19 protein-coding genes are annotated in these 20,614 nt (G+C 58.7%); 12 read left to right on the top strand and 7 right to left on the bottom strand.

From position 1 onward, the window contains the following. On the top strand, positions 1-1,101 hold the full coding sequence (locus FHT71_RS25435) for a D-TA family PLP-dependent enzyme (protein ID WP_132589594.1): 1,101 nt from the start codon (positions 1-3) through the stop codon (positions 1,099-1,101). A 107-nt stretch (positions 1,102-1,208) separates the two neighbouring features. Beyond that, entirely contained in the window at positions 1,209-1,505 is a 297-nt protein-coding gene (locus tag FHT71_RS25430; RefSeq protein ID WP_007798758.1) for a hypothetical protein, read from the top strand. Positions 1,506-1,533: 28 nt separating this feature from the next. Here the strand turns inward: FHT71_RS25430 and ugpC are convergent, their stop codons facing one another. The 6 genes from ugpC to scpA form a co-directional block, all read right to left on the bottom strand. Further along, positions 1,534-2,667 carry a sn-glycerol-3-phosphate ABC transporter ATP-binding protein UgpC gene (ugpC, locus tag FHT71_RS25425; protein WP_183722562.1) on the bottom strand — a complete coding sequence of 378 codons (1,134 nt, stop codon included), beginning with the start codon at positions 2,665-2,667 and terminating at the stop codon, positions 1,534-1,536. 94 nt (positions 2,668-2,761) lie between these two features. Beyond that, positions 2,762-3,991, bottom strand: a complete 1,230-nt coding sequence (locus FHT71_RS25420; RefSeq protein WP_183722560.1) for an ABC transporter substrate-binding protein — start codon at positions 3,989-3,991, stop codon at positions 2,762-2,764. A 33-nt stretch (positions 3,992-4,024) separates the two neighbouring features. Further along, a complete protein-coding gene (locus FHT71_RS25415; RefSeq protein ID WP_132589600.1) occupies positions 4,025-4,885 on the bottom strand; it encodes a carbohydrate ABC transporter permease in 861 nt (286 codons plus the stop codon). Beyond that, complete coding sequence (locus FHT71_RS25410; protein WP_183722558.1) at positions 4,882-5,766, bottom strand: sugar ABC transporter permease; 885 nt, start codon at positions 5,764-5,766, stop codon at positions 4,882-4,884. Before FHT71_RS25410 ends, FHT71_RS25415 begins: the two co-directional genes overlap by 4 nt. A gap of 13 nt (positions 5,767-5,779) precedes the next feature. Beyond that, complete coding sequence (locus FHT71_RS25405; RefSeq protein ID WP_132589602.1) at positions 5,780-6,937, bottom strand: Gfo/Idh/MocA family oxidoreductase; 1,158 nt, start codon at positions 6,935-6,937, stop codon at positions 5,780-5,782. 260 nt (positions 6,938-7,197) lie between these two features. Beyond that, positions 7,198-9,336, bottom strand: a complete 2,139-nt coding sequence (gene scpA / locus FHT71_RS25400; RefSeq protein ID WP_183722556.1) for a methylmalonyl-CoA mutase — start codon at positions 9,334-9,336, stop codon at positions 7,198-7,200. Positions 9,337-9,707: 371 nt separating this feature from the next. Between scpA and FHT71_RS25395 the strand changes: the two genes are divergently transcribed. The 7 genes from FHT71_RS25395 (at position 9,708) to FHT71_RS25365 (ending at position 17,314) form a co-directional block, all read left to right on the top strand. Continuing rightward, positions 9,708-10,706: a LacI family DNA-binding transcriptional regulator gene (locus FHT71_RS25395; RefSeq protein ID WP_132589606.1), complete on the top strand. Its 999-nt coding sequence runs from the start codon at positions 9,708-9,710 to the stop codon at positions 10,704-10,706. 38 nt (positions 10,707-10,744) lie between these two features. Then, positions 10,745-12,040, top strand: a complete 1,296-nt coding sequence (locus FHT71_RS25390) for a sugar ABC transporter substrate-binding protein (RefSeq protein ID WP_183722554.1) — start codon at positions 10,745-10,747, stop codon at positions 12,038-12,040. A 74-nt stretch (positions 12,041-12,114) separates the two neighbouring features. Beyond that, on the top strand, positions 12,115-13,047 hold the full coding sequence (locus FHT71_RS25385) for a sugar ABC transporter permease (RefSeq protein ID WP_132589610.1): 933 nt from the start codon (positions 12,115-12,117) through the stop codon (positions 13,045-13,047). Then, positions 13,040-13,924: a carbohydrate ABC transporter permease gene (locus FHT71_RS25380; RefSeq protein ID WP_183722552.1), complete on the top strand. Its 885-nt coding sequence runs from the start codon at positions 13,040-13,042 to the stop codon at positions 13,922-13,924. Before FHT71_RS25385 ends, FHT71_RS25380 begins: the two co-directional genes overlap by 8 nt. Before the next feature lie 3 nt (positions 13,925-13,927). Next, positions 13,928-15,637, top strand: a complete 1,710-nt coding sequence (locus tag FHT71_RS25375; protein ID WP_132589614.1) for a glycoside hydrolase family 32 protein — start codon at positions 13,928-13,930, stop codon at positions 15,635-15,637. Positions 15,638-15,786: 149 nt separating this feature from the next. Then, positions 15,787-16,056 carry a cyclase gene (locus FHT71_RS25370; RefSeq protein ID WP_183722550.1) on the top strand — a complete coding sequence of 90 codons (270 nt, stop codon included), beginning with the start codon at positions 15,787-15,789 and terminating at the stop codon, positions 16,054-16,056. Between the two features lie 232 nt (positions 16,057-16,288). Continuing rightward, positions 16,289-17,314, top strand: coding sequence for a hydroxyacid dehydrogenase (locus FHT71_RS25365; protein WP_132589618.1), 1,026 nt, complete (start codon positions 16,289-16,291; stop codon positions 17,312-17,314). A gap of 459 nt (positions 17,315-17,773) precedes the next feature. Here the strand turns inward: FHT71_RS25365 and FHT71_RS25360 are convergent, their stop codons facing one another. Next, positions 17,774-18,673: a LysR family transcriptional regulator gene (locus tag FHT71_RS25360; protein ID WP_132589620.1), complete on the bottom strand. Its 900-nt coding sequence runs from the start codon at positions 18,671-18,673 to the stop codon at positions 17,774-17,776. A gap of 126 nt (positions 18,674-18,799) precedes the next feature. On the opposite strand from FHT71_RS25360, the gene FHT71_RS25355 reads away from it, so the two are divergent. From FHT71_RS25355 to FHT71_RS25345, 3 genes are all read left to right on the top strand, one after another. Continuing rightward, positions 18,800-19,279, top strand: coding sequence for a carboxymuconolactone decarboxylase family protein (locus FHT71_RS25355; protein ID WP_183722547.1), 480 nt, complete (start codon positions 18,800-18,802; stop codon positions 19,277-19,279). A gap of 60 nt (positions 19,280-19,339) precedes the next feature. Continuing rightward, entirely contained in the window at positions 19,340-20,092 is a 753-nt protein-coding gene (locus FHT71_RS25350) for an SDR family oxidoreductase (protein WP_183722544.1), read from the top strand. A gap of 61 nt (positions 20,093-20,153) precedes the next feature. Continuing rightward, the gene (locus FHT71_RS25345) at positions 20,154-20,573 is read left to right on the top strand and encodes a cupin domain-containing protein (protein ID WP_132589626.1); all 420 of its coding nucleotides are present in this window, start codon (positions 20,154-20,156) and stop codon (positions 20,571-20,573) included. Positions 20,574-20,614: the final 41 nt, after the last annotated feature.

Raw genomic sequence — 20,614 nt, 5'->3', positions numbered from 1 at the left:
ATGCAGGAAAATCCGTTCGCCGTTGTCGCCAAGCCGGGCGACAGGGTCGCCGATCTCTCGACGCCGCGGCCAATCATCGACGAGGATCGGCTGGCGGCAAACATCGCCCGCACGCAGGCCTACATGGATAAGCACGGTCTGGACTTCCGACCGCATATCAAGACGCACAAGATCCCAGCGCTCGCCGCCGAGCAGATCGCGGCGGGTGCGAAGGGCATCAACTGCCAGAAGATCAGCGAAGCGGAAGTCTTCGCTGCGGCCGGCTTTGAAGACATCCTGATTACCTTCAACATTCTCGGCCCGCAAAAGCTCGAGCGTCTTGGCGCGCTCAACGCGCGGATCTCCGGTCTCAAGGTGGTTGCCGATAGCGCGGTGACGGTCGATGGTCTGTCCTCCTATTTCGCATCCTCTAAACCATTGACTGTTCTCGTAGAATGCGACACCGGCGGCGGGCGCTGCGGCGTCCAGACGCCGGAAGAAGCACGAAGCCTGGCAAAGCGGATCAACGACGCCCCGGGTCTTACGTTCGGTGGCCTCCTTAACTACCCAAAGCCCGCCTCCGCTGAGGCGGTGCAGGCCTTCCTCAGCAAAGCACTCTCGCTCCTAAAGACCGATGGGATCGCGTGTCCAATCGTTAGCAATGGCGGCACGCCCAGCCTCTTTGAGGCGCATCTCGTCACGGCCGCGACCGAGCATCGCGCAGGTACCTATATCTATAACGACCGCTCCATGGTCCGCGCCGGCCACTGCAGCGAGGCCGACTGTGCCATGCATGTGCTGGCAACGGTGGTGTCCCGTCCAACGGCTGATCGCGCGGTCATTGACGCCGGATCAAAGGCTCTGACCTCCGATCTGCTTGGCTTTGCGGATTTCGGGACAGTTGTCGGCTATCCTGAGGCGGTGATTACAGGACTGTCCGAGGAACATGGCGTCATCGACCTGTCGAGGTGCGGCGACCGTCGTCCTGAGATCGGCGAGAAGATCCGCATCATCCCCAACCACACCTGCGTCGTCTCCAACCTGTTCGACACGATGGTCTTTCATCGTGACGGCGTGGTAACGCGCATCGAGGATGTTGCCGCCCGCGGCCTCGTCTGGTAGCAACACAATCGCTCCAAGCGCCTTCCTTTGATGTAGAGCCCTTGACCTTACGCAATTGAAAAACATCTTCTTTCGCGCGAGCATTGGGCGCGCGGGAGGTCAAATCGATGAGAATCTCGGTTGCATTGGGAGTAGCAGCAAGTCTGTTGGCGATCTCGGCGGCTGAACCGCCGGGGCAATGGCAAACCTATCATGGCGTACGGATGGATTCCGATCCGGTGCTGTTGGCCCGGTTCGATCGGGCGTATCGCTATTGCGAGCCCGAAGCCGTCTATCGTGGCTCACCCTATCCGGCAAATCCTTGGCACGTGACCGCACTTAGAAGCTGCATGTACCGATTGGGGATCGTGGACCGGGGCGCCTATTCCTACCCCGCCAATAGGCTGTTTTATCCTCTGTATTGAAGAGGCGACACCACACGGTCGGGAATGATTATGCCGCTGTCGGATTGATGAGGTTCATGTCGATGTCCGTCAGTTCCACATGACGCTCGAATGATATGCCCGCCTCATCGAACAGATGGCAGTCTGCAACATTGATCCCGGCCCCCAGCGGCTGATCCGGGCGAACTGCCGCGCTCCCTGGTAACATTGCACAGAAATTCTCGCCTTCGCCGTCAAGCGACGCATAGGCCACCGTCTGTGCGCCAAGCCGCTCGATGACTGTCGGCGTAACAGTGAGCGTGATGTCGCCTGTGCCAATCTGGATGTGCTCGGGCCGCACGCCGAGCGTAAGGGATTTGCCAACGACACCCTGACGCTGCGCGACCGGGATCACCGCCTTTTGCCCCTTGTAGTCAATTTCGACGCCGGCATCGCCGACGCCGGTGCAGGTGACATTGAGGAAGTTCATCTTGGGATTGCCGATGAAGCTTGCGACGAAGATATTCGCAGGCTTGTGGTAGAGTTCCAGTGGCGCACCGGTCTGTGCGATCTCACCCGCATTCAGCACCACGATCCGGTCTGCCATCGTCATCGCCTCGATCTGGTCGTGGGTGACGTAGATCATCGTCGCCTTTAGCTGACGATGCAGCTTGGCGAGCTCAATGCGCATGTCGGCGCGCAAGGCAGCATCGAGATTGGAGAGCGGCTCGTCGAACAGGAAGATCTTCGGCTCGCGCACGATCGCGCGACCGATCGCCACGCGCTGGCGCTGACCGCCTGAAAGCATCCCGGGCTTCTGCTGCAGGCGCTGATCGAGGTGAAGGATGCGCGCGGCATGCTCGACCTTGGCCTTCAGCTTCTCCTCTTCCATCTTTTCCACACGCAGCGGGAAGGCGATGTTCTCGAAGACGGACATGTGCGGGTAAAGCGCGTAGGACTGGAACACCATGGCGATTCCGCGCTTGACCGGCGCCAGGTCATTCACCCTGAGCCCGTCGATGACGATGTCGCCCGCCGTCGTGGCATCAAGACCGGCGATCATGCGAAGAAGCGTCGACTTGCCGCAGCCAGACGGGCCAACGAAGACCACGAACTCGCCATTCTTCACCTCGAGCTGGACACCCTTGATGACTTTGAAATCGCCAAAGAACTTCTGGACCTTGTTGAGATGGAGCTGTCCCACAGTGCTTTCCCCGGCCGCCGGCAAGGCGGCTTGCTGTTTGATGCGATAAGAAAGGGGTCGCGCGAAAAGCGCGGCCCCTCGCTAAAGCAGCGGCCTATTTGTACTGCTCAAGATCGGTGGCGGCCTTCTTCAACGCGTCCGCCGGCTCAGCCTTGCCGGTCACGACCGACTGAACCATTTCAATCATGACATTCTGGAAGCCCTTGTAATCCTTGAAGAGCGGCTCCGGTCCGCCATAGGAGATGCCGTCGATCAGCGGCTTCCAGGATGGATCCTCCTTCACGAATTCATCAACCTTTGCGGACGGACGCAACGGCGTCAGGCCTGCACCACCCTGGAGCTCGTACTCACCCTGTGGGCCGGGAGCGGTGATGTATTTGGCAAATTCGATCGCCTTGTCTTCAACACCCGATCCCTTGAAGATCGCCAGGCTGTCGGTGATCAGCAGCGTACCTTCCCCCTTGGCCGATGGACCGAGCGGCAGCGGCGCGATACCCCAGTTGATCTTGGTGTCCTTCAGACGGGAGGCCGCACCAGAGCCGGCCTGGATCATCCCGACCTTGCCATCGAGGAAAATGGCGCGGATTTCGTTTTGCTCGTAAGCCGTTGCGCCCTCGACGGAATAAGGCGTGATGTCCTTGTAGGCCTGCAGGGCTGCAAGAACTTCCGGGCTATCGGCGACAATCTTGTCACCATCGATGATCTTGCCGTTGTTGCTGTAAACCCAATGCATGAACTGATGCATGGTGTTGTCGAAGGTTTTTGCCGGTAGGCCGTAACCAGCAATTCCGGTCTTCTCCTTGATGGCCTTTGCATCGGCGATTTCTTCGGCCCAGGTGGTCGGCGGCTTTTCGGGATCAAGACCGGCCTGCTTAAAAAGATCCTTGTTCCAGTAAAGTGCCTTGGTCGAGAAAGCGATCGGAACGCCCCACTGCGTGCCATCCGAGGTCACTGTATCGACAATGTTCGGATAATAGCTCTTCTTCTCCTCGTCGGTCATTGGAACAGGAACGATGAGGTCGTTTTCGGCAAATTCCTTGAGCGTGCGCGAGCCGACGTAAGCCATCGCGACCGGCGTGCCCGCGGCTGCCAACGTTGTTGCTTTGTCCTGGCACTGTTCCCAGCCGACGACCTCCGGCTTGACCGACCAGCCAGGGTTCTTGCCCTCCCATTCCTTGATATACTTCTCATGGATCGGATCGATCTTGTCGCCACAATAGATCCAGCTGATCTCCTTGTCGGCGGCCTGAGCGGTCACGGCGCTGAGCGCGCTAGACCCGAGCAGGGCAAGGGCCATCAGCCCGGTCTTGAATTGAATTGTCACTTTGTTAGCTCCCTTTTTTCTCTGGTGGTTGACTTACTGTTTCACCGCGCCCGCGGTCAGCCCGCTGACGAGATACCGTTGAAGGAAGAAAATCACGATCATGGCCGGCGCGATGCCGACGAAGCTTGCAGCCATCAGTTCGTTCCAGACCACTTCTTGACGGCCGAAATAGGCGAAGAGTCCCACGGGCAACGGCGCATACTCGGTTTTCGAGTTGAAGGTCAGCGCAAAGATGAACTGCTGGGCATAAGAGCCGATGAAGGTGGTGATTGCGACCACCATAATGCCGGGCATGGCGATCGGCAGAATGACGCGGCGCAGCGTATAAAAGTGGCTGGCACCATCGACGAAGGCGGCTTCATCCAACTCCCTGGGAATGCGCATCATGTAGGTTCTAAGCAGCCAGATCGCCGACGGTATCAGGAAGGCAACGCCAGGAACCATGATTGCGAAATAGGTATTGAGCAGGCCGAGCGAGCGCATCAACCGGAAGAGCGGAATAAGCAGCACTGCGCCCGAGAACATGTTGACCGCCAGAAACGCGCCGAGCAGCAGCCCGGCGCCCTTGAAATCGAAGCGGGCAAACGCGTAGGAGGCAGGGATGACGAGCACCAGAACGACAGCGGTCACGACTGTCGAAATGAAGAAGGAATTGAAAATGTAGCGCGCAAAGCCTGGTACGCTGATCCACATCGTCCGGTATGCCTCGAAGGAGCCATTCTCGGGGATGAAACGATAAGGTGAGGAAAAGAGCTGGCTGAGCGGCTTCAGCGATACAAGGAAGCCCTCGACGAACGGGGCAAGCACGAAGGTAAGAAACACCAGAATGCCGGCATAGATGCCGATGATCTCGTACCACGTGTACCGATTGATCAGCAGATGGGGTTGTTTCATCGCTTGTCTCCGGAAGCAAGGCGGCTGGTCAGTCGGAAGTAGCAGACGCAGAAGATCGACAGGAAGATGCAGATCAGCACGGCGCGCGCGGCGCCTTCCCCGTATTTGTTCGAGCCGATCGCCGTGCGGTAGGTGTCGATGATCATCGTCGTCGTTTCGCCGCTTGGACCACCACGCGTCAGGATCCAGATGATGTCGAAGGAGTTGAAAGTGGCGATGAGTGACAGCATCGACATGGTGATCATCGACGGGATGATCAGTGGCAGGGTAATGCGCCGGAAACGATAGAAGCGGCCGGCCCCGTCAGTCCAGGCGGCTTCATAGAGATCCTGCGGAATCGCCTGCATGGCCGCCAGCATGTAGAGCGTCACCAGGGGAACGCCGATCCAGACGTCGGTGATGATCGTCGCCCAGAACGCCGTGGAACCCTGTGCGAGAAACGCGACGGGAGCATCCACCAAGCCAAAGCGTTGCAGCATGCCGGAAATCATTCCGAACTGCCCATTGTACATCCAGCCCCACATGAAGATGCCGATCGCCATCGGGACAATCCACGGTGGCATGGTCAGGACACGGAAGAGCGCCCTGCCAGGTACCGCAGAGTTCAGCATCGTCGCCCCGAAGACACCGATGATCATCTTGATGGAGACGGAAAAGAACGTCCAGATGAAGGTGCGAATGATGACTTCGGCGAAGGTCTCGTTGAAGATCTTCTGATAGTTGACCCAGCCGACCCAATTGGTCACCTTCTTCAGTGACGCATCGGTGAAGGAGAGGATGAACGTGTCGACGAGGGGATAGGCGACGATCACCGCGACGTAGAGCACTGCCGGAAGGAGAAGGATCCAGGCGAAGATGACTGCGTTGCGTTGGACGCTCATCTTGGCGCCCTCCTCAAGCCGCTCTTGCGTGCAGGGCTTCGTCGAACCTGTCCCACACGGGACGCAGATCGATGACCGCCTTCTTCATGCGCGCCTCGTCCATGGATAAGGCGAGAATGCCGGCTTCGAGGGCGTTAAGCGTAGAGACGGGAAGGTCCGTGCCTGTGCGCACACTATCGAGGAGGTCGGCGGCCATCTGTTCATCGGCACCGTAATGCTGCGACAGCTCGGTCGCCACGTACTTGTTCTCGACCACCTTCTTGCCGGTCAACTGCTCATGAACGTCGAGATAGCCGCGAACGAAATCGCCCTCGGCCATGCCCCGTGAGCCCATGATGGCAAAGCGGCGAAACTGATCGGGGACGTTGAGGTTGGTATGGAAGTTCATACCGACGCCGTTGGCATATTCGACGATCGCCACCTGATAATCGATGATGTCGGCATCGCTGTCGAACACCTTGTCGGACCCCATCCAGCCGCTCGGCTTGCGGTGGAAAAGCTCCAGATCATTGATGCCTTCTCGGGCGGGATCGTTGGCGGGCGTGAAGCTCTTGCGGCCGCCGAAGCTTGCAACGCGCTCCGGCCGCGCGCCGACGACGCCATTGTAGAGATCGAGGTCGTGGCAGCACTTCTCCAGCATGAAGCTGCCGGAATAGCGTTCGTAACGGCGCCAGTCGCGCATGAAGAATGCGCCATGGTAAGGCTCGATATGCTCCGAGGCCTCGATCGAAACGATCTGGCCGAGCTTGCCAGCAGCCTGGATAGCGCGCAGATCCTTGTAGAGCGGTGAATAGCGCAGAACGAGACCGACCATCAGGCGCTCATGGCCGAACTTTGCCATCAGACGCGCGAGCTCGATGCTCTCGGCGATCGTCGTGACAATCGGCTTTTCACAAAAGACCTTCAGGCCGCTCTCGAGACCCAGCCTGATGTGGTCGAGATGCATGTGGTTCGGGGAACCGATCATCAGCAGATCGAGCTTTTCGCTGGCGATCAGCTCTTCAGGGGAGGCATAGGCCGTACCGGTTCGAATGCCTTTTTCGACGAGGCCTGGAAGACCCGCCGGATCGGGATCAACATAACCGACGATCTCGAAACTTTCGTCGACAGACTTGAAGACGTAGCCAAGGTAGCCGAGCCGGAAACCTAGCCCGATAATTCCCACGTTCATGCTGCTCTTGTTCCCACTTACGTAATTTATTTTCGTCAAGTTGGGACAAAAATTCGAACTCGTCAACACGAATCCCGCGAAAAGTTGAAGCTATGAAATTAATTTTCATCCTGGCCCGTTTCCTGGGCTTATCAACTTTCCGCTGAAAATATGGAATCGTTTTCGCCGCCCACGAGCAGCAAACAACGAGGCTCCGTTGCCGCGGACGATGGTTGCAAAGGCGAGGGCGATGCCCCGGAAGGCGCAGCAGCACGTAAAATCTAGCGATTTCGTCGCTTGCCCTCGAGCAGATCGAGAACCGAATTTGCCGCATCCAGCACATTCGTTCCGGGGCCAAAGACGGCTGCCACGCCATGGTTGATCAGGTACTCGTAGTCCTGCCGCGGAATGACACCTCCGACGACGACAATGACGTCGTCAGCGCCCCGCACCTTCAGTTCCTCAATAAGTTGCGGTGCCAAAGTTTTGTGGCCGGCGGCAAGCGACGACATGCCAACCACGTGCACCTTGCTGGCGACGGCGAGGTCGGCTGCTTCCTTCGGCGTCTGAAAGAGGGGTCCCGCCAACACGTCAAAACCGATGTCTCCAAACGCCGAGGCGATCACTTTCGCGCCGCGGTCGTGGCCATCCTGACCAAGTTTCGCAACCATGATCTTCGGCCTGTGTCCAAGGATCCTGCCGATTTCGCTCATGCGGTCCTTCAGCACCGCCAGCTCGGGCTCGTCGCGATAGGCTTGACCATAGACGTCCTTGATGACTTCAGGCTCAGCCACATGATCCCCGAAGGCGCGACGCATGGCATCCGAGATCTCGCCAACCGTCGCCCGCGCGCGCGCCGCTTCAACGGCTGCCGCAAGCAGGTTGCCGTTGCCGCTACTTGCCACGTGCGCAAGCGCATCGAGTGCTGCTTGCACGGCGGTTCCATCGCGGCGGCGTTTCGTCTCTTCGATCCGCTTGATCTGGGCGTTGCGCACCGCAGCGTTGTCGATCGCCAGGATCTCGATCTCCTGCTCTGTCTCAAGGCGGTATTTGTTGACGCCGACAATGACCTCGTCACCCCTGTCGACGGCCGCCTGCCGTCGCGTCGCCGCTTCCTCGATCAACCGCTTGGGCAAGCCATCGTTGACGGCCTTCGTCATGCCGCCGAGCGCCTCGACCTCCTCGATCAGATCCCACGCCTTGTCGGCAAGCTCCTTCGTCAGGGTCTCGACGTAGTAAGAGCCGGCAAGCGGATCGACGACCTTCGTCACGCCCGTCTCGTGCTGAAGAATGAGCTGCGTATTGCGCGCGATGCGTGCCGAAAATTCTGTTGGCAGGGCGATCGCCTCGTCGAAAGAATTGGTGTGAAGTGATTGTGTGCCGCCCAGTACTGCCGACATCGCCTCAAAGGCGGTGCGGATAATATTGTTGTAGGGATCCTGCTCCTGCAGCGACACGCCCGACGTCTGGCAATGGGTGCGCAGCATCAGCGACGAAGCCTTCTTTGGCTCGAACTCCTCCATGATGCGCGTCCACATAAGACGCGCGGCCCGCAGCTTTGCCGCCTCCATGAAAAAGTTCATGCCGATGGCGAAGAAGAAGGAAAGGCGACCGGCGAAATCGTCAACGTTCAACCCCTTGGCGAGCGCGGCGCGAACATATTCGCGCCCGTCGGCAAGGGTGAAGGCAAGCTCCTGAACGAGCGTCGCACCCGCCTCCTGCATGTGATAACCGGAGATCGAGATCGAGTTGAACTTTGGCATCTCCTTGGCGGTGTATTCGATGATATCGGCAACGATCCGCATCGAGGGTTCCGGCGGATAGATATAGGTGTTGCGGACCATGAACTCCTTGAGAATGTCGTTCTGGATGGTCCCGGAAAGCTCGGCGCGGGACACGCCCTGTTCCTCACCGGCAACGATGAAACTCGCCAGTATCGGGATAACCGCACCGTTCATCGTCATCGAGACCGAGACTTTCTCCAGCGGGATGCCATCGAACAGGATCTTCATGTCTTCGACACTGTCGATCGCAACGCCCGCCTTGCCGACGTCGCCGACGACGCGCGGATGATCGCTGTCATAGCCGCGGTGGGTTGCAAGGTCGAAGGCCACCGAAACGCCCTGCTGCCCGGAGCTAAGCGCCTTGCGGTAGAAGGCGTTGGAGGCTTCCGCGGTGGAAAAGCCGGCATATTGGCGGATTGTCCACGGCCGACCGGCATACATCGTGGCACGCGGTCCGCGGGTGAAGGGCGCAAAGCCTGGAAGCGATCCCAGGTGCTCGGTGCCTTCGATATCGGCCTCGGTATAAAGCGGCTTGACGTCGATCCCTTCGGGCGTGCTCCAGACCAGCGTTTCGGGCGAGACCTTCAGCTCTCGTTCGGCTAGCGCCTTCCAATCGCCAAGCGTCTTCTTCGTCATGTCATCCTCCGGCATTGTTCTTTGCCGCAGGCTAGCACTTTAACAGCCTGGGGCGCGATAGAGGCCTTCGGATATTTTATAAAGGGTTTCCCGTGTTCATCGGCGTTGCGTCGAGCCGTTAGTCTCGATTCCGACGGCCGAACACACGTTCAGTCCATGGCGTTAGCCTATGGACACCAGGAGGGGTGGCAGAACGTGAGGCAAGACTTGCGGCCCGGGCGCGCCCGGATCAACGTCGCGGGTCTCGGCGAGACAACCCACTTATTCCTTGCCGGACGGTGAAATGATTGGCCGCGCCTATGGGGCGCACCTTGACACAGACAGGAGAAGAAGATTATTGGGTAACCGATAACCCACGGGAGGAGCCAAGATTGACGACATCGCTGTCTGATATCGCAGAAAGGGCGGGAGTCTCTGTAAAGACCGTCTCAGGCGCGCTCCATGGCGGCTCGGCTCGGATGTCAGACGAGACCCGCGCAAGGATCAAGGTGATTGCCGACGAGCTCGGCTATGTCACCAATCTTGCCGCACGCGGTGTTCGACAAGGATGGCTGCCGCTCATTGGCGTCATCGCTGACGAGCTCATCACGTCTCCTTTCGCAACGGAAATCATTCGCGGCCTCGACGGTGCGGCCCGGAGTGCGCAAATGGCCGTATTTGCCATGAACCTCAGCGGAAATCGCGACGTCGCGTCAGTACTAGAGGAAGTTCGCCGGTTCCGTCCGCGCGCAATCGCATTCGCCGCCATGTATCACAAGACAGTGGCGCTGGCCCCCGAGCTTTCCAAGAGCGTCGGCGTCATGATCAATTGCCGAGAGGCTGCAGGTCGTGTGGCGTCCCTGGTGCCGGATGAGGAGGAGGCAGCGGCAGAAATAACCAGGTACCTGATTGCTGCCGGACGCCGCCGCATTGCCTTCGTCAACCTTCCCGGCATCCTGGCAGGGCAGTTGCGTGAAAAGGGCTTCAGAAGGGCGTTGGATGAAGCGGGGTTTGCTCCTGTTGCCGTTCTTCCAGCTGCGCGGCGGAGCATCTACAGTGATCGCGCGCCAAGTCTTGTCCTGTCTCATGTGGCAACGCTGATGGAAGCAGGCGAGCGTCCCGACGCGATATTGTGCGGCAACGACCGCGTTGCCATGGAAGTCTACGCCGCGCTGCGTCGCCAAGGCGCTGCAATCCCGGACGACGTCGCCGTAGCAAGTTTCGACAACCAGGTCGAAATAGCCTCGCGTCTTGATCCGCCCTTGACGACCATGGCGCTGCCGCATCGCGCCATGGGTCGGCTTGCCGCCGAGATTCTGCTGGCCCCGCATGCCGGGGAACCGAAGCTGCGAAAACTCCCGTTCCAACTCGTGGAGCGGTCTTCCGTTTAAAATGCCGTCGTACCATGTCCATCAAGGAGGAGACTAACATGGGTAAACGTTTACTATCTGCATTGCTTTTGACCTCGGCCTCGCTTGCCGCGTCCACCGGCTGGGCCGATGCAAAGACCGTCATCCACATGATGCACCAGGGCGATCCGGGTTGGGTCAAGGCCTATGCGGACGTCGCAAAACGCTTTGAGGCAGCCAATCCGGATGTCGACATCGAATTCATCTATGCGCCACACGACGCCTACAATGAAAAGTTCAGCGCCGCCGTCATGTCCAAGCAGTTGCCTGATATCATGGAAATCGATGCGCCCTTCCTCGCCAACTATGCCTGGTCGGGCTATCTGCAGCCGATCAAGTCGCTGATCGATAAGGACGTCATCGACGACATGACGGGCTCAAACGTGTCGCAGGGAACCTATCCCATCGACAAGGAACTCTATGCTGTTGGCCTCACCGACTCCTCCGTCGTGCTTTACGGCAACAAGAAGTACCTGGAAGCCATCGGTGCCCGCATTCCGAAGTCGGTCGACGACGCCTGGACCAAGGAGGAGTTCGAAGGTTATCTTGAAAAGCTCTCCAAGCTCGACGGCGTGAAGTGGCCAATCGACACCTTCCGCGGCTACGGCATCAAGACCGAATGGATCACCTATGCCTACGGGCCCTTGCTTGAAAGTGCCGGTTGCGACTTGATCGATCGAAAAACCTGGAAGGCGACCGGAACACTCGACAGCGATGCCTGCATCGGCGCGCTTGCGATGATGCAGACATGGGTGAAAAACGGTTGGGTGGTCCCTGGATCGTCTGGCACCAACCAGTTCTATGCGGAAGGCCGTCCGGCTGCTCTGGCGCTTGGCGGGCACTGGTTCTACGCGGAAGCAGCCGCGGCAATGAAGGACGACATCGTCGTCATGCCGCTGCCGAAGCTCGGCGACAAGGGTGTCAGCCCCAACGGCACCTGGATCTGGGGGATCACCAAGACCTCCGAGCATCCTGATGTTGCCGGAAAATTCCTGAGCTTCTTGCTGAAGGACAAGGATTATCGCGAATACGCAAAGCACGAGTCGGCCTTTCCCGGCCTGAAGAGCTTCGCCGAATCCTCCCCGCTCTATGCGCCGGGCGGTGCAATGGCGGTGGCCTTCGAGCAGGCCTCGAAGACTGCAGTCGCCCGGCCGCCGCATCCAGCCTATCCGGCCATTACCTCCGCCTTCATGCAGGCCGTCGACAAGGCCTTCAATGGTGGCGACGTGAAACAGGCGCTGTCTGAGGCCGCTCAGAAGATCGACGAGGATATCGACGACAATGACGGCTATCCGCCGTTCAACGCCCAGCAATAAGCGCCGAGCACGGGGCCGGGAAGCCCGGCCCCGAAAGCGCTCGTCATGACAGAACAGACTGCGAGGAGGAGACGATGACACTGCAACAATCAATTGCCTCTACCCGACCGCGCGTCGGCAGGCGCCGGGATCCCGGCCGGCTCATGCAGGAACTGCTGATGATTGCGCCAGCAGTCATCCTGCTCGCCTGCTTCCTGATTGCACCGTTCCTGTTGTCGTTCTGGACGTCGATGACCAATCAGCCGCTGGTGCCGCGCCCGACACCGGTGCGCTTCATCGGCCTGCAGAACTTCGTCCGCATCTTCAACGACCCGCTGTTTTGGACCTCGTTGTGGAACGTGACCCGTTTCACCATCTGGGTACTGCCGGTCCAGTGCGGCATGGCATTTGCCACGGCGCTACTGCTCCACCAGAAGATTCCCGGCCGCAACGTGCTTCGCGGCATGTTCTTTCTTCCCGCCATCACGTCGATGGTCGTCGTTTGCGTTATCTGGGGTACGCTGTTCCAGTATCCGAGCGGTCCGCTGAACCAGATCGTCGGCTTTCTGTCCGCTGGCCACATCCAGCCGATCGATTGGCTCGGTAATCCCAAGTGGGCGATGTTCTCTATTGTCCTTCTGTCGGCCTGGCAGGCCTACGGCTTCCAGATGATCGTCTATCTCGCCGGTCTTCAGGGAATTCCTGATGAACTGTACGACGCGTCACGGATTGACGGAGCCAACGTCTTCCAGCGCTTCTGGCACGTTACGATGCCGGGCTTGCGACCGACCCACGTCTTCGTGCTTGTGATCACCACGATCCAGGCCTTCAAGCTCTACACACAGGTCGCCATCCTGACGCAGGGCGGACCGAGCGGAAGCACCGAAACAGTCGTTCACTACATGGTGAGGACCGGATTCGAGCAGCAGAAGCTCGGCTATGCCTCCGCCGTCTCGGTGATCCTCTTCGTCATCGTTCTCGTAATCGCGCTGCTGCAGCGCCAACTTTTGAGACGCTTCGATGTCTGATATCGCTCTTCCTCGTGTCGTACCCGCCGAACGCTCCGGCAAGATCTCGCTTCGCATCGTTCAGACGGCCGCAATCTTCATCATCGCGCTCATCGTGATCTCGCCGCTCTTCATGCTCTTGATCGCGAGCCTCAAGGACGACCGCTTCCAGATCTTGGCGGACATGGGTAGTTTCCGCGCTTTCTGGGTCTCCAATCCAACGCTCTCCAACTTCAACGAGATCGCCCATTTTTCCGGCGAACTCGCCTATGGCCGCTATCTTTTCAATTCGCTGGTGATCCTCGCCGTTACTGTCGCGTCGGGCCTTGTCGTCAATTCCATGGCCGGCTTCATCCTCGCTTGGGGTTCACTGCGCGGCAAGGCAGTGCTTTTGTCACTCGTCGTCGCACTCTACGTCATCCCCCAAGAAAGCATCATCATGCCGCTGGTGGTGATGATGTCGCGCGCAGGATTGACGGACACATTCGCGGTCCAGATCCTGCCCTGGGTCGCAAGCCCCTTGTATATTTTCCTGTTCTACCAGTTCTTCGCCCAGCTTCCGAAGGAGCTCTATGAAGCAGCCGAGATCGACGGAGCGTCGATCTTCAGGATCTACCGTTCGATCTACCTGCCGCTCAGCCTTCCCGCTCTTGCAACGGTATCAATCCTGATGGGTATCGAAAGCTGGAACCAGTATCTCTGGCCGACGCTGGTGACGCAGACCGATTATGCCCGACCGATCTCCGTCGCGATTGCCACCTTCTTCGGCCAGGACAGCATTTATTGGGATCGCGCCATGGCAGCCTCGGTCCTGATGATGATCCCCATTCTCGCTCTTTATCTCGCGTTCCAAAGGTGGTTCGTGAGCTCGTTCGTCGGCTCCGCCGTGAAAGGTTGATTGATGACTTACCAGGCAACGTCCACTCTCTCGGTCCGGGAAACCGTGCGCGTCGAACTCGATGCGGGAGCAATGATACACCTCTGGCTCAAGTCGCGTCGACCAAACATGGCGGCTGACCTCAAGGTCAGGATCGACGGCGTCGACCTAAAGCAAGTGATCGCGACGCAGACGGAAGAGTTCCAGTTTAACGAGGTGCTACTGCCCCATGCCGGAAACGTAGAGCTGAGCTACAGCCCCTTAGACGCCGCAGTCTCGGTCATCTACGCGTTCCACCCAGGGCGCGTTCAAAAAGAGGGTATTCACATTCTGCACCATGCAGCCGAGAACGCTCCACCGGCACTCCTGGACGGCTATCATTTCAGGCCGCCCTTTGGTTGGATGAACGACCCGAATGGCTTCGGCCGCTTTGGCGGCAAGGCGCATCTCTTCTACCAGCATTATCCGCACAGCCTTCGCTGGAATACGATGCACTGGGGGCATGCGGTCTCAGATGACTATATCCGTTGGAAGCATCTTCCGATTTTTTTGTTTCCCTCAGATCAACTATCGCAACGAAACGACGGAAGGGGCGGCGCGTTCTCCGGCTCAGCCATACCGGGAAACGGACCTGATGGTTCCATCCGCGTCTTCTTCACCGAGCAGGTGCGCGACCGCAAACCGGAGGAGCAGATCCAGCTCTGCGCCTTAAGCGGGGACGGTCTCGTCGCGCAAGCACCCTCGATTGTATTGCGGGAGCGGCCGCAGGGGTTGGACCTGACGCTCGATTTCCGCGATCCATATGTATTCAAGGGGCCGGACGGATACTGGAAAATGCTGCTCGGCAGTCGCGACAAATCCGGCGGCGTAGTTCTGCTCTACGAGACGCTCGATCCCCGGGGCGCGGAGGGATGGACTTTTGTCGGCACACTTCATCGGGAGGACCGCTACGGCATGACGGCGGCGGAATGCCCATGCATCGTGCCACTCGGCGACATCGAGCCCCCGGAAACGCGCTGGGCGTTGATTTTCGGTCTCCTCACCAGCCGCGATCCGGCAACAGGCCGCCGCAATTTGACCAAGGTAACGATCGGCCGCTTCGATGGCCGAACCTTCAAACCTGAAACCGAGCAGGAGCTCGATTTTGGCTCCGACGCATACGCATTCCAGGCTTTTGTCGACGATGGCGGTCCAGTCGGAGTCGCCTGGTTGGCAAACTGGACGGATGTCTCGAAAAAGGAGGACTTTCCAACGGCCATGACGCTGCCCCGCCGGGTTCTATGGGACGGTTCTGCGCTTCTTACACCTCCTATCGAGAGCGTCGATAGCCTTCGGCATCTGGCACTCGACGCCAGCCGTCTTACTTCCGGCGAACAACTAGCCTTGGAAACCGGTGCGATCGAGATCGAGATCGATCTTGTGGCACCCGGGGCGCCGTTCGAGCTCCGTTTCGGACATCCCGACATCGATCTGGGAGTAAGGCTCAACGAAGACGGATTGGAGGTGCTGTTTTCTGATCGAAGCGGCAACGCTTCTCCACGCTATATCGCGGCGGGCGCGCGACCGTCACAAGTGCGCATCTTTCTCGATGCCGGCTCGATCGAAGTGTTCGCCGATAAGGGCCGCTGGGCCGGGACAAAGCGGCTACCGAGCTTTGCGGGCATAAGCTCGGTGCAGCTTCTGGCCGAAGAGCGCACGATTTCGGCCGCGCGCATCTGGCAACTCAAGATTTGATGGTAAGGGAGGAATTTATCGCATGGCATCTGTCGCAATCGACGAAGTGCGTAACGCCGCGCGCGATACTTCTCCCAGCGTGGACGCCCTTTCTGTGATACGGTGACGAGGCAGCATACAACTTGTAAACTCAATAGTGGGAGGGTGAGATGACGACGTTGTTCGTAAGGCACGAGGTCTCGGACTACGCGACCTGGCGCCAGGTGTACGACGATCTTAGGTCCGTGCAGAAGGCAAATGGAGTTACGGCGGAAGCAGTCTATCAAGCCGTCGACAACCCCAACGACGTTACCGTCACCCACGAGTTTGCCACGAGTGAAGCAGCTCAAGCCTTCGGTCAGCTTCAGGAGTTAAGGGCTGCAATGCGCGTGGGGGGCGTACTGGGTGCACCGACGGTATGGCTCACCAACAAGGCCTGAAATCAGCTTACAATGTCGTTCGCATAGGCATGATGGAAGCTTTGGCTGCGCCTCTTTGGGTGCGAAGAAGACTAAGCAGACGTCTGCTGATGGCGCGTCTCGTGTGACATGGCTGGCGGCTCAACAGCACTAAAAACGTCCCTCCTATCCTCAATCGGCAGATCACGGTGAAAGGAGAGGACCGTCGACATACCCTCAATGCCGTTCACTTTTTTATGCGTCGGGAGGAAGCATGAGCCGCGCTGTAGTCATTGTCGATCCATTGCCACGGACCCTTGGCCTCATCATGGGGCCTGACGTCCGCACGAGGTTGGAGCGGCTAGGGGAGGTCGTCATTTCTGAGGAACAACAGATGTCCCCGGAGCTCGTAGACGAGCTTTTGCCAGACACAGTGCTGATCTTCGGGCAGACGGACATGCCAAGGGAGCGCTTGGATCGAGCGCCGAAATTGAAAGCGATTATCAACGTCGAATCCAACTTCTTGCCGAATATCGATTACAAGACTTGTGTGGAGCGGGGAATTTGGGTCATCACGCCTGCTGCAGCGTTCGCCTCACCGGTAGCCGAGGCGGCGTTGGCGATGGGGCTGGATCTTGCGCGCGGCATCACTCAGGCGGACCGAGATTTCAGGGCAGGGGTCGAGCAATATGGTTTGGCCGGCAACGCAACGACCTTCAGATTCGCCGGAGCGCCGGTGGGTATCATCGGGTTCGGCGACCTTGGGCGACAATTCAGGGAGCTGATCCGGCCGTTCAAGAATACAGTTCGGGTTTTCGATCCGTGGCTTCCTCTGGAGATCATCACAAATGCGGACTGCACTGCGAGTTCTATGGAAGAGGTGCTGACCGACAGCCAACTGGTTTTTGTCTTTGCCAGCGTGACGAGCGAAAACCAATCATTCCTGGGCAGGCGGGAGTTCGCGATGATGAAGAGAGGCGCCGCTTTTCTACTTATGAGCCGCGCCGCGGTGGTAGACTTTCCCGCCATGTTGGCGGCCGCTGAATCGGGTCACATCCGTGTCGCTACCGATGTCTTTCCTGAAGAGCCGGTTCCCGCAAATGACCCCGTGCGATCTGTACCAGGGATGCTTCTTTCGGCACATCGCACCGGCGGAACGCGTGATGCGTTCTATGCCCTGGGCTCCATGGCCGTTGCCGATGCCGAACTGATTATGAGAGGATTGCCTCCGCAACTTTGCCGGCGGGCAGATCTGGCGACGGTCAATCGGCTCCGGTCGAAACCTGTCACTGTGTCCTAATATCCGTTCGTCCCCGCGCCGGCAGAAAATAGGTGATTGATTTCAACACCATGCCAGCGACCGTTCGATCATACTCAGACGTGGCAATCGCAACCGCCCTTACGAGCGACATTCGGTGTCGACCTGACGGGAGGCTTTCGGAATATGCCCGGACTTTTCGTTATCCGATCTGTCGTTGGCTCGCAACGAGCAGTTGTTCGGATCGATAGCTGCTGCTGGAAATTTAGTCCCGAATGGTTGTGGCCGTCAGTATCTTCTTGAATCCTTGCCTCCGGCCATGCCCTTCGGGCCGCTTGACGAAGCGATTCTAGGACCGGCACAGTCTTTTCGTAGTCCATATCCAGAACTTTGGCCGCATGGCGAAACGCCTTACGGTCTAAAAATAGATAAAGTACGCGCGTCCTGCCAATTCGCCTGCAGAATGAAAATGCCCGCAGATTCTCGCCAGAGCTTTGTGTTCTACGATCCCATAAATGGATCCTCTCTGACCGCCTGTGCCAGGAAATCGAGGACAGTACGGACCCGCAACGGCAGGTTTTTGCGCGTGGGGTAGACGACATGGATTGGCAGGCGCGCGGGAGGGAATTCAGGCATCAGCTTCACCAGCCTGCCAGCCTCTATGTCGTCGCAGGCAAGGAGATGCGAAAGCACCGCAAGACCGCCCCCGGCCAACACCGCGCGATGTACCGCCACGGCATTGTTGGCGATCAGGCGCGGTGCGATGCGCACGGAAATCTCATCCGATCCATCCGAAAACGTCCACGATCGTCCATCTCCGGCGCGGCTGTAGCAGATGCATTCATGACCACTGATCTCATCCGGCGTCCTAGGCATACCATGTTGCTCCAGGTAGCAGGGTGCTGCGACGAGGAAGGCCGTCGTCCAACCGATCCGCCGGCACATCAAGCTACTGTCTGATACTGCGCCGAGCCGCACTTCGAGATCGATGCCATCGCCGATCAGATCGGACGGCTCCTCTCGGAAGATGAGTTCGACCGACAGTCCGGGATGGCGTTCGAGCAGCCCCGCAAGACGCTCGCTGACATAGAGACCGAGAGGCGCGGGCAGGGTAAGCCGCACCCGGCCGGACGCCATGGCTGTCTCGACGCAGGAGGCTTCGTTGAGGGCGTCCACCGCCTCGACCACCCGCAGCGCCATCGCGATCATTTGTTCGCCTTCTGCGGTCAGGGCAAGCGCATTTGTGCTACGATGCAGCAGGCGCGTGTTGAGATGTCCTTCGAGTGCGGAAACCTGCCGGGAAACTGCTGGCTGTGTGAGATCGAGATCGATTGCCGCTGCAGAAAACGAGCCTGTCTCTGCCACACGCAGGAAGGCTCTCAGCGCAGATACGATATCCATCTGTCCCCCCATACGTTTCGACATAAGCCTTATGTCGCAGTTTAGGTCGGAAGAGCTTTACTGTCCAGATATTACGGATATCGTGTGTCCATAAGGATGCTAGATATCCTTAATAAGGAGAAAGACATGACACAGCGCCTCAACTACGCACAGCAATCACCCGGATTCTTCAAGAAGCTTTCAGACCTGAGCATGGGACTAAACGACAGCGTCATCGAACAGAAACTCCGTGACCTCGTCAACATCCGCGCCTCACAGATCAATGGCTGCGGCTTCTGCCTCGACATGCATGTCAAAGAGGCCAAGATCCACGGCGAAAGCGAGCTGCGCCTGTATCACGTCGCGATCTGGCGTGAATCGAACCTCTTTATCCCACGCGAGCGGGCGGCCCTTGCGTGGACCGAAGCCGTCACGAACCTTCCCGAAGGCGGAATCCCCGACGAACTCTACGAGCGGGTCCGCGGCCAGCTCTCGGAGAAGGAAGTATCCGACCTGACCTTCTCGATCATGGTGATCAATGCCTGGAACCGCGCCAGCATCGCCTTCAAGGCAGTCCCCGGTTCCGCAGACAAGGCCTACGGCCTCGACAAGGCCGGTCTCAACTAAGCCTACGACCTCAAAGCCATCAACACCGCGGCCGACAGCCGCCCTGAAGGGAGAAATCCTATGAAGATCGTCATCATCGGCGGGACCGGCCTTATCGGTTCCAAGACAGTTGATCGCCTTAGCAAGCAGGGCCATGAGGTGATTGCCGCCTCTCCAAACACCGGCGTCAACACGATCACCGGGGAGGGGCTGGCCACGGCACTTGCTGGCACCGAGGTCGTTGTCGATCTCGCCAACTCGCCATCCTTCGAAGACAAGGCGGTGCTGGAATTCTTCGAGACCTCGGGCCGCAATCTGTTTGCGGCTGAAAAGGCTGCTGGCGTCAAACACCATATAGCGCTTTCGGTCGTCGGAACCGAGCGACTGCAGGAAAGTGGCTACTTTCGCGGCAAGCTCGCCCAGGAAAAGTTGATCAAGGCTTCCGGCGTTCCGTACACGATTGTTCATTCGACGCAGTTCATGGAGTTTTTGAGCGGCATCGCACAATCCGGCACGCTCGGCGACACAGTTCACCTATCACCGGCCTATGTGCAGCCGATCGCCTCCGATGATGTCGCCGACGCGATGGCAGATGTGACCCTTGCTGCCCCCGTCAACGCAACGATCGAAATTGCCGGCCCTGAGCGCTTCCGGCTCAATGAACTCGTTGCTCGCTACCTCAAGGCGATGGGCGATGCCCGCAAGGTCGAACCGGATCCCGAGGCGCGTTATTTCGGGGCCCGGCTGGAGGATGGTTCGCTGGTCTCCGACAACAACCCACGTCTGGGGCGGATCACCTTCGAGCAATGGTTCGCAACCTCCGCGCGGAAATGACCGAGCGCCGCTGCGCCATAGCTCTTAAGCGCAGCGCCCAACCCTTGAAAGGAATCTCGATATGATGAAGTCGATTTTTGTCACGGCTGCCCTTGCAGCGGTATCTTTCAACGTAGCCGTCGCCGATGACGCCGGCGGCAAGGCTTCCAAGGTCACGCTCGTCTATGAGCATGAACTGCCGAACGTTCCGGGCAAGAGCATTAAGGGTGTCCTGGTCGAATATGGTCCAGCCGGGTTTTCCGAGGGCCACACCCATCCGAACTCCGCCTTCATCTACGCAACGGTTCTGGAAGGCTCCATCCGTAGCCAGGTCAATGATGGGCCGGTGAAGACCTACAAAGCCGGAGAGAGCTTTTCGGAGATGCCCGGCGATCGTCATGGCGTCAGCGCAAACGGCAGCAAGACAAAGCCTGCAAAGCTGCTTGCGGTCTTCGTGGTTGACACCAACCAGAAGGAACTGACTTATCCCCTGAAGAAGTAAGTCAGTGCGGGCCGGGTGTTGATCGCACACGCGGCCCTTCC

The sequence above is a fragment of the Rhizobium sp. BK060 genome (assembly GCF_014193145.1).
Classification (GTDB): Bacteria; Pseudomonadota; Alphaproteobacteria; order Rhizobiales; family Rhizobiaceae; genus Rhizobium.
This window is presented reverse-complemented; position numbering and strand designations above follow the sequence as displayed.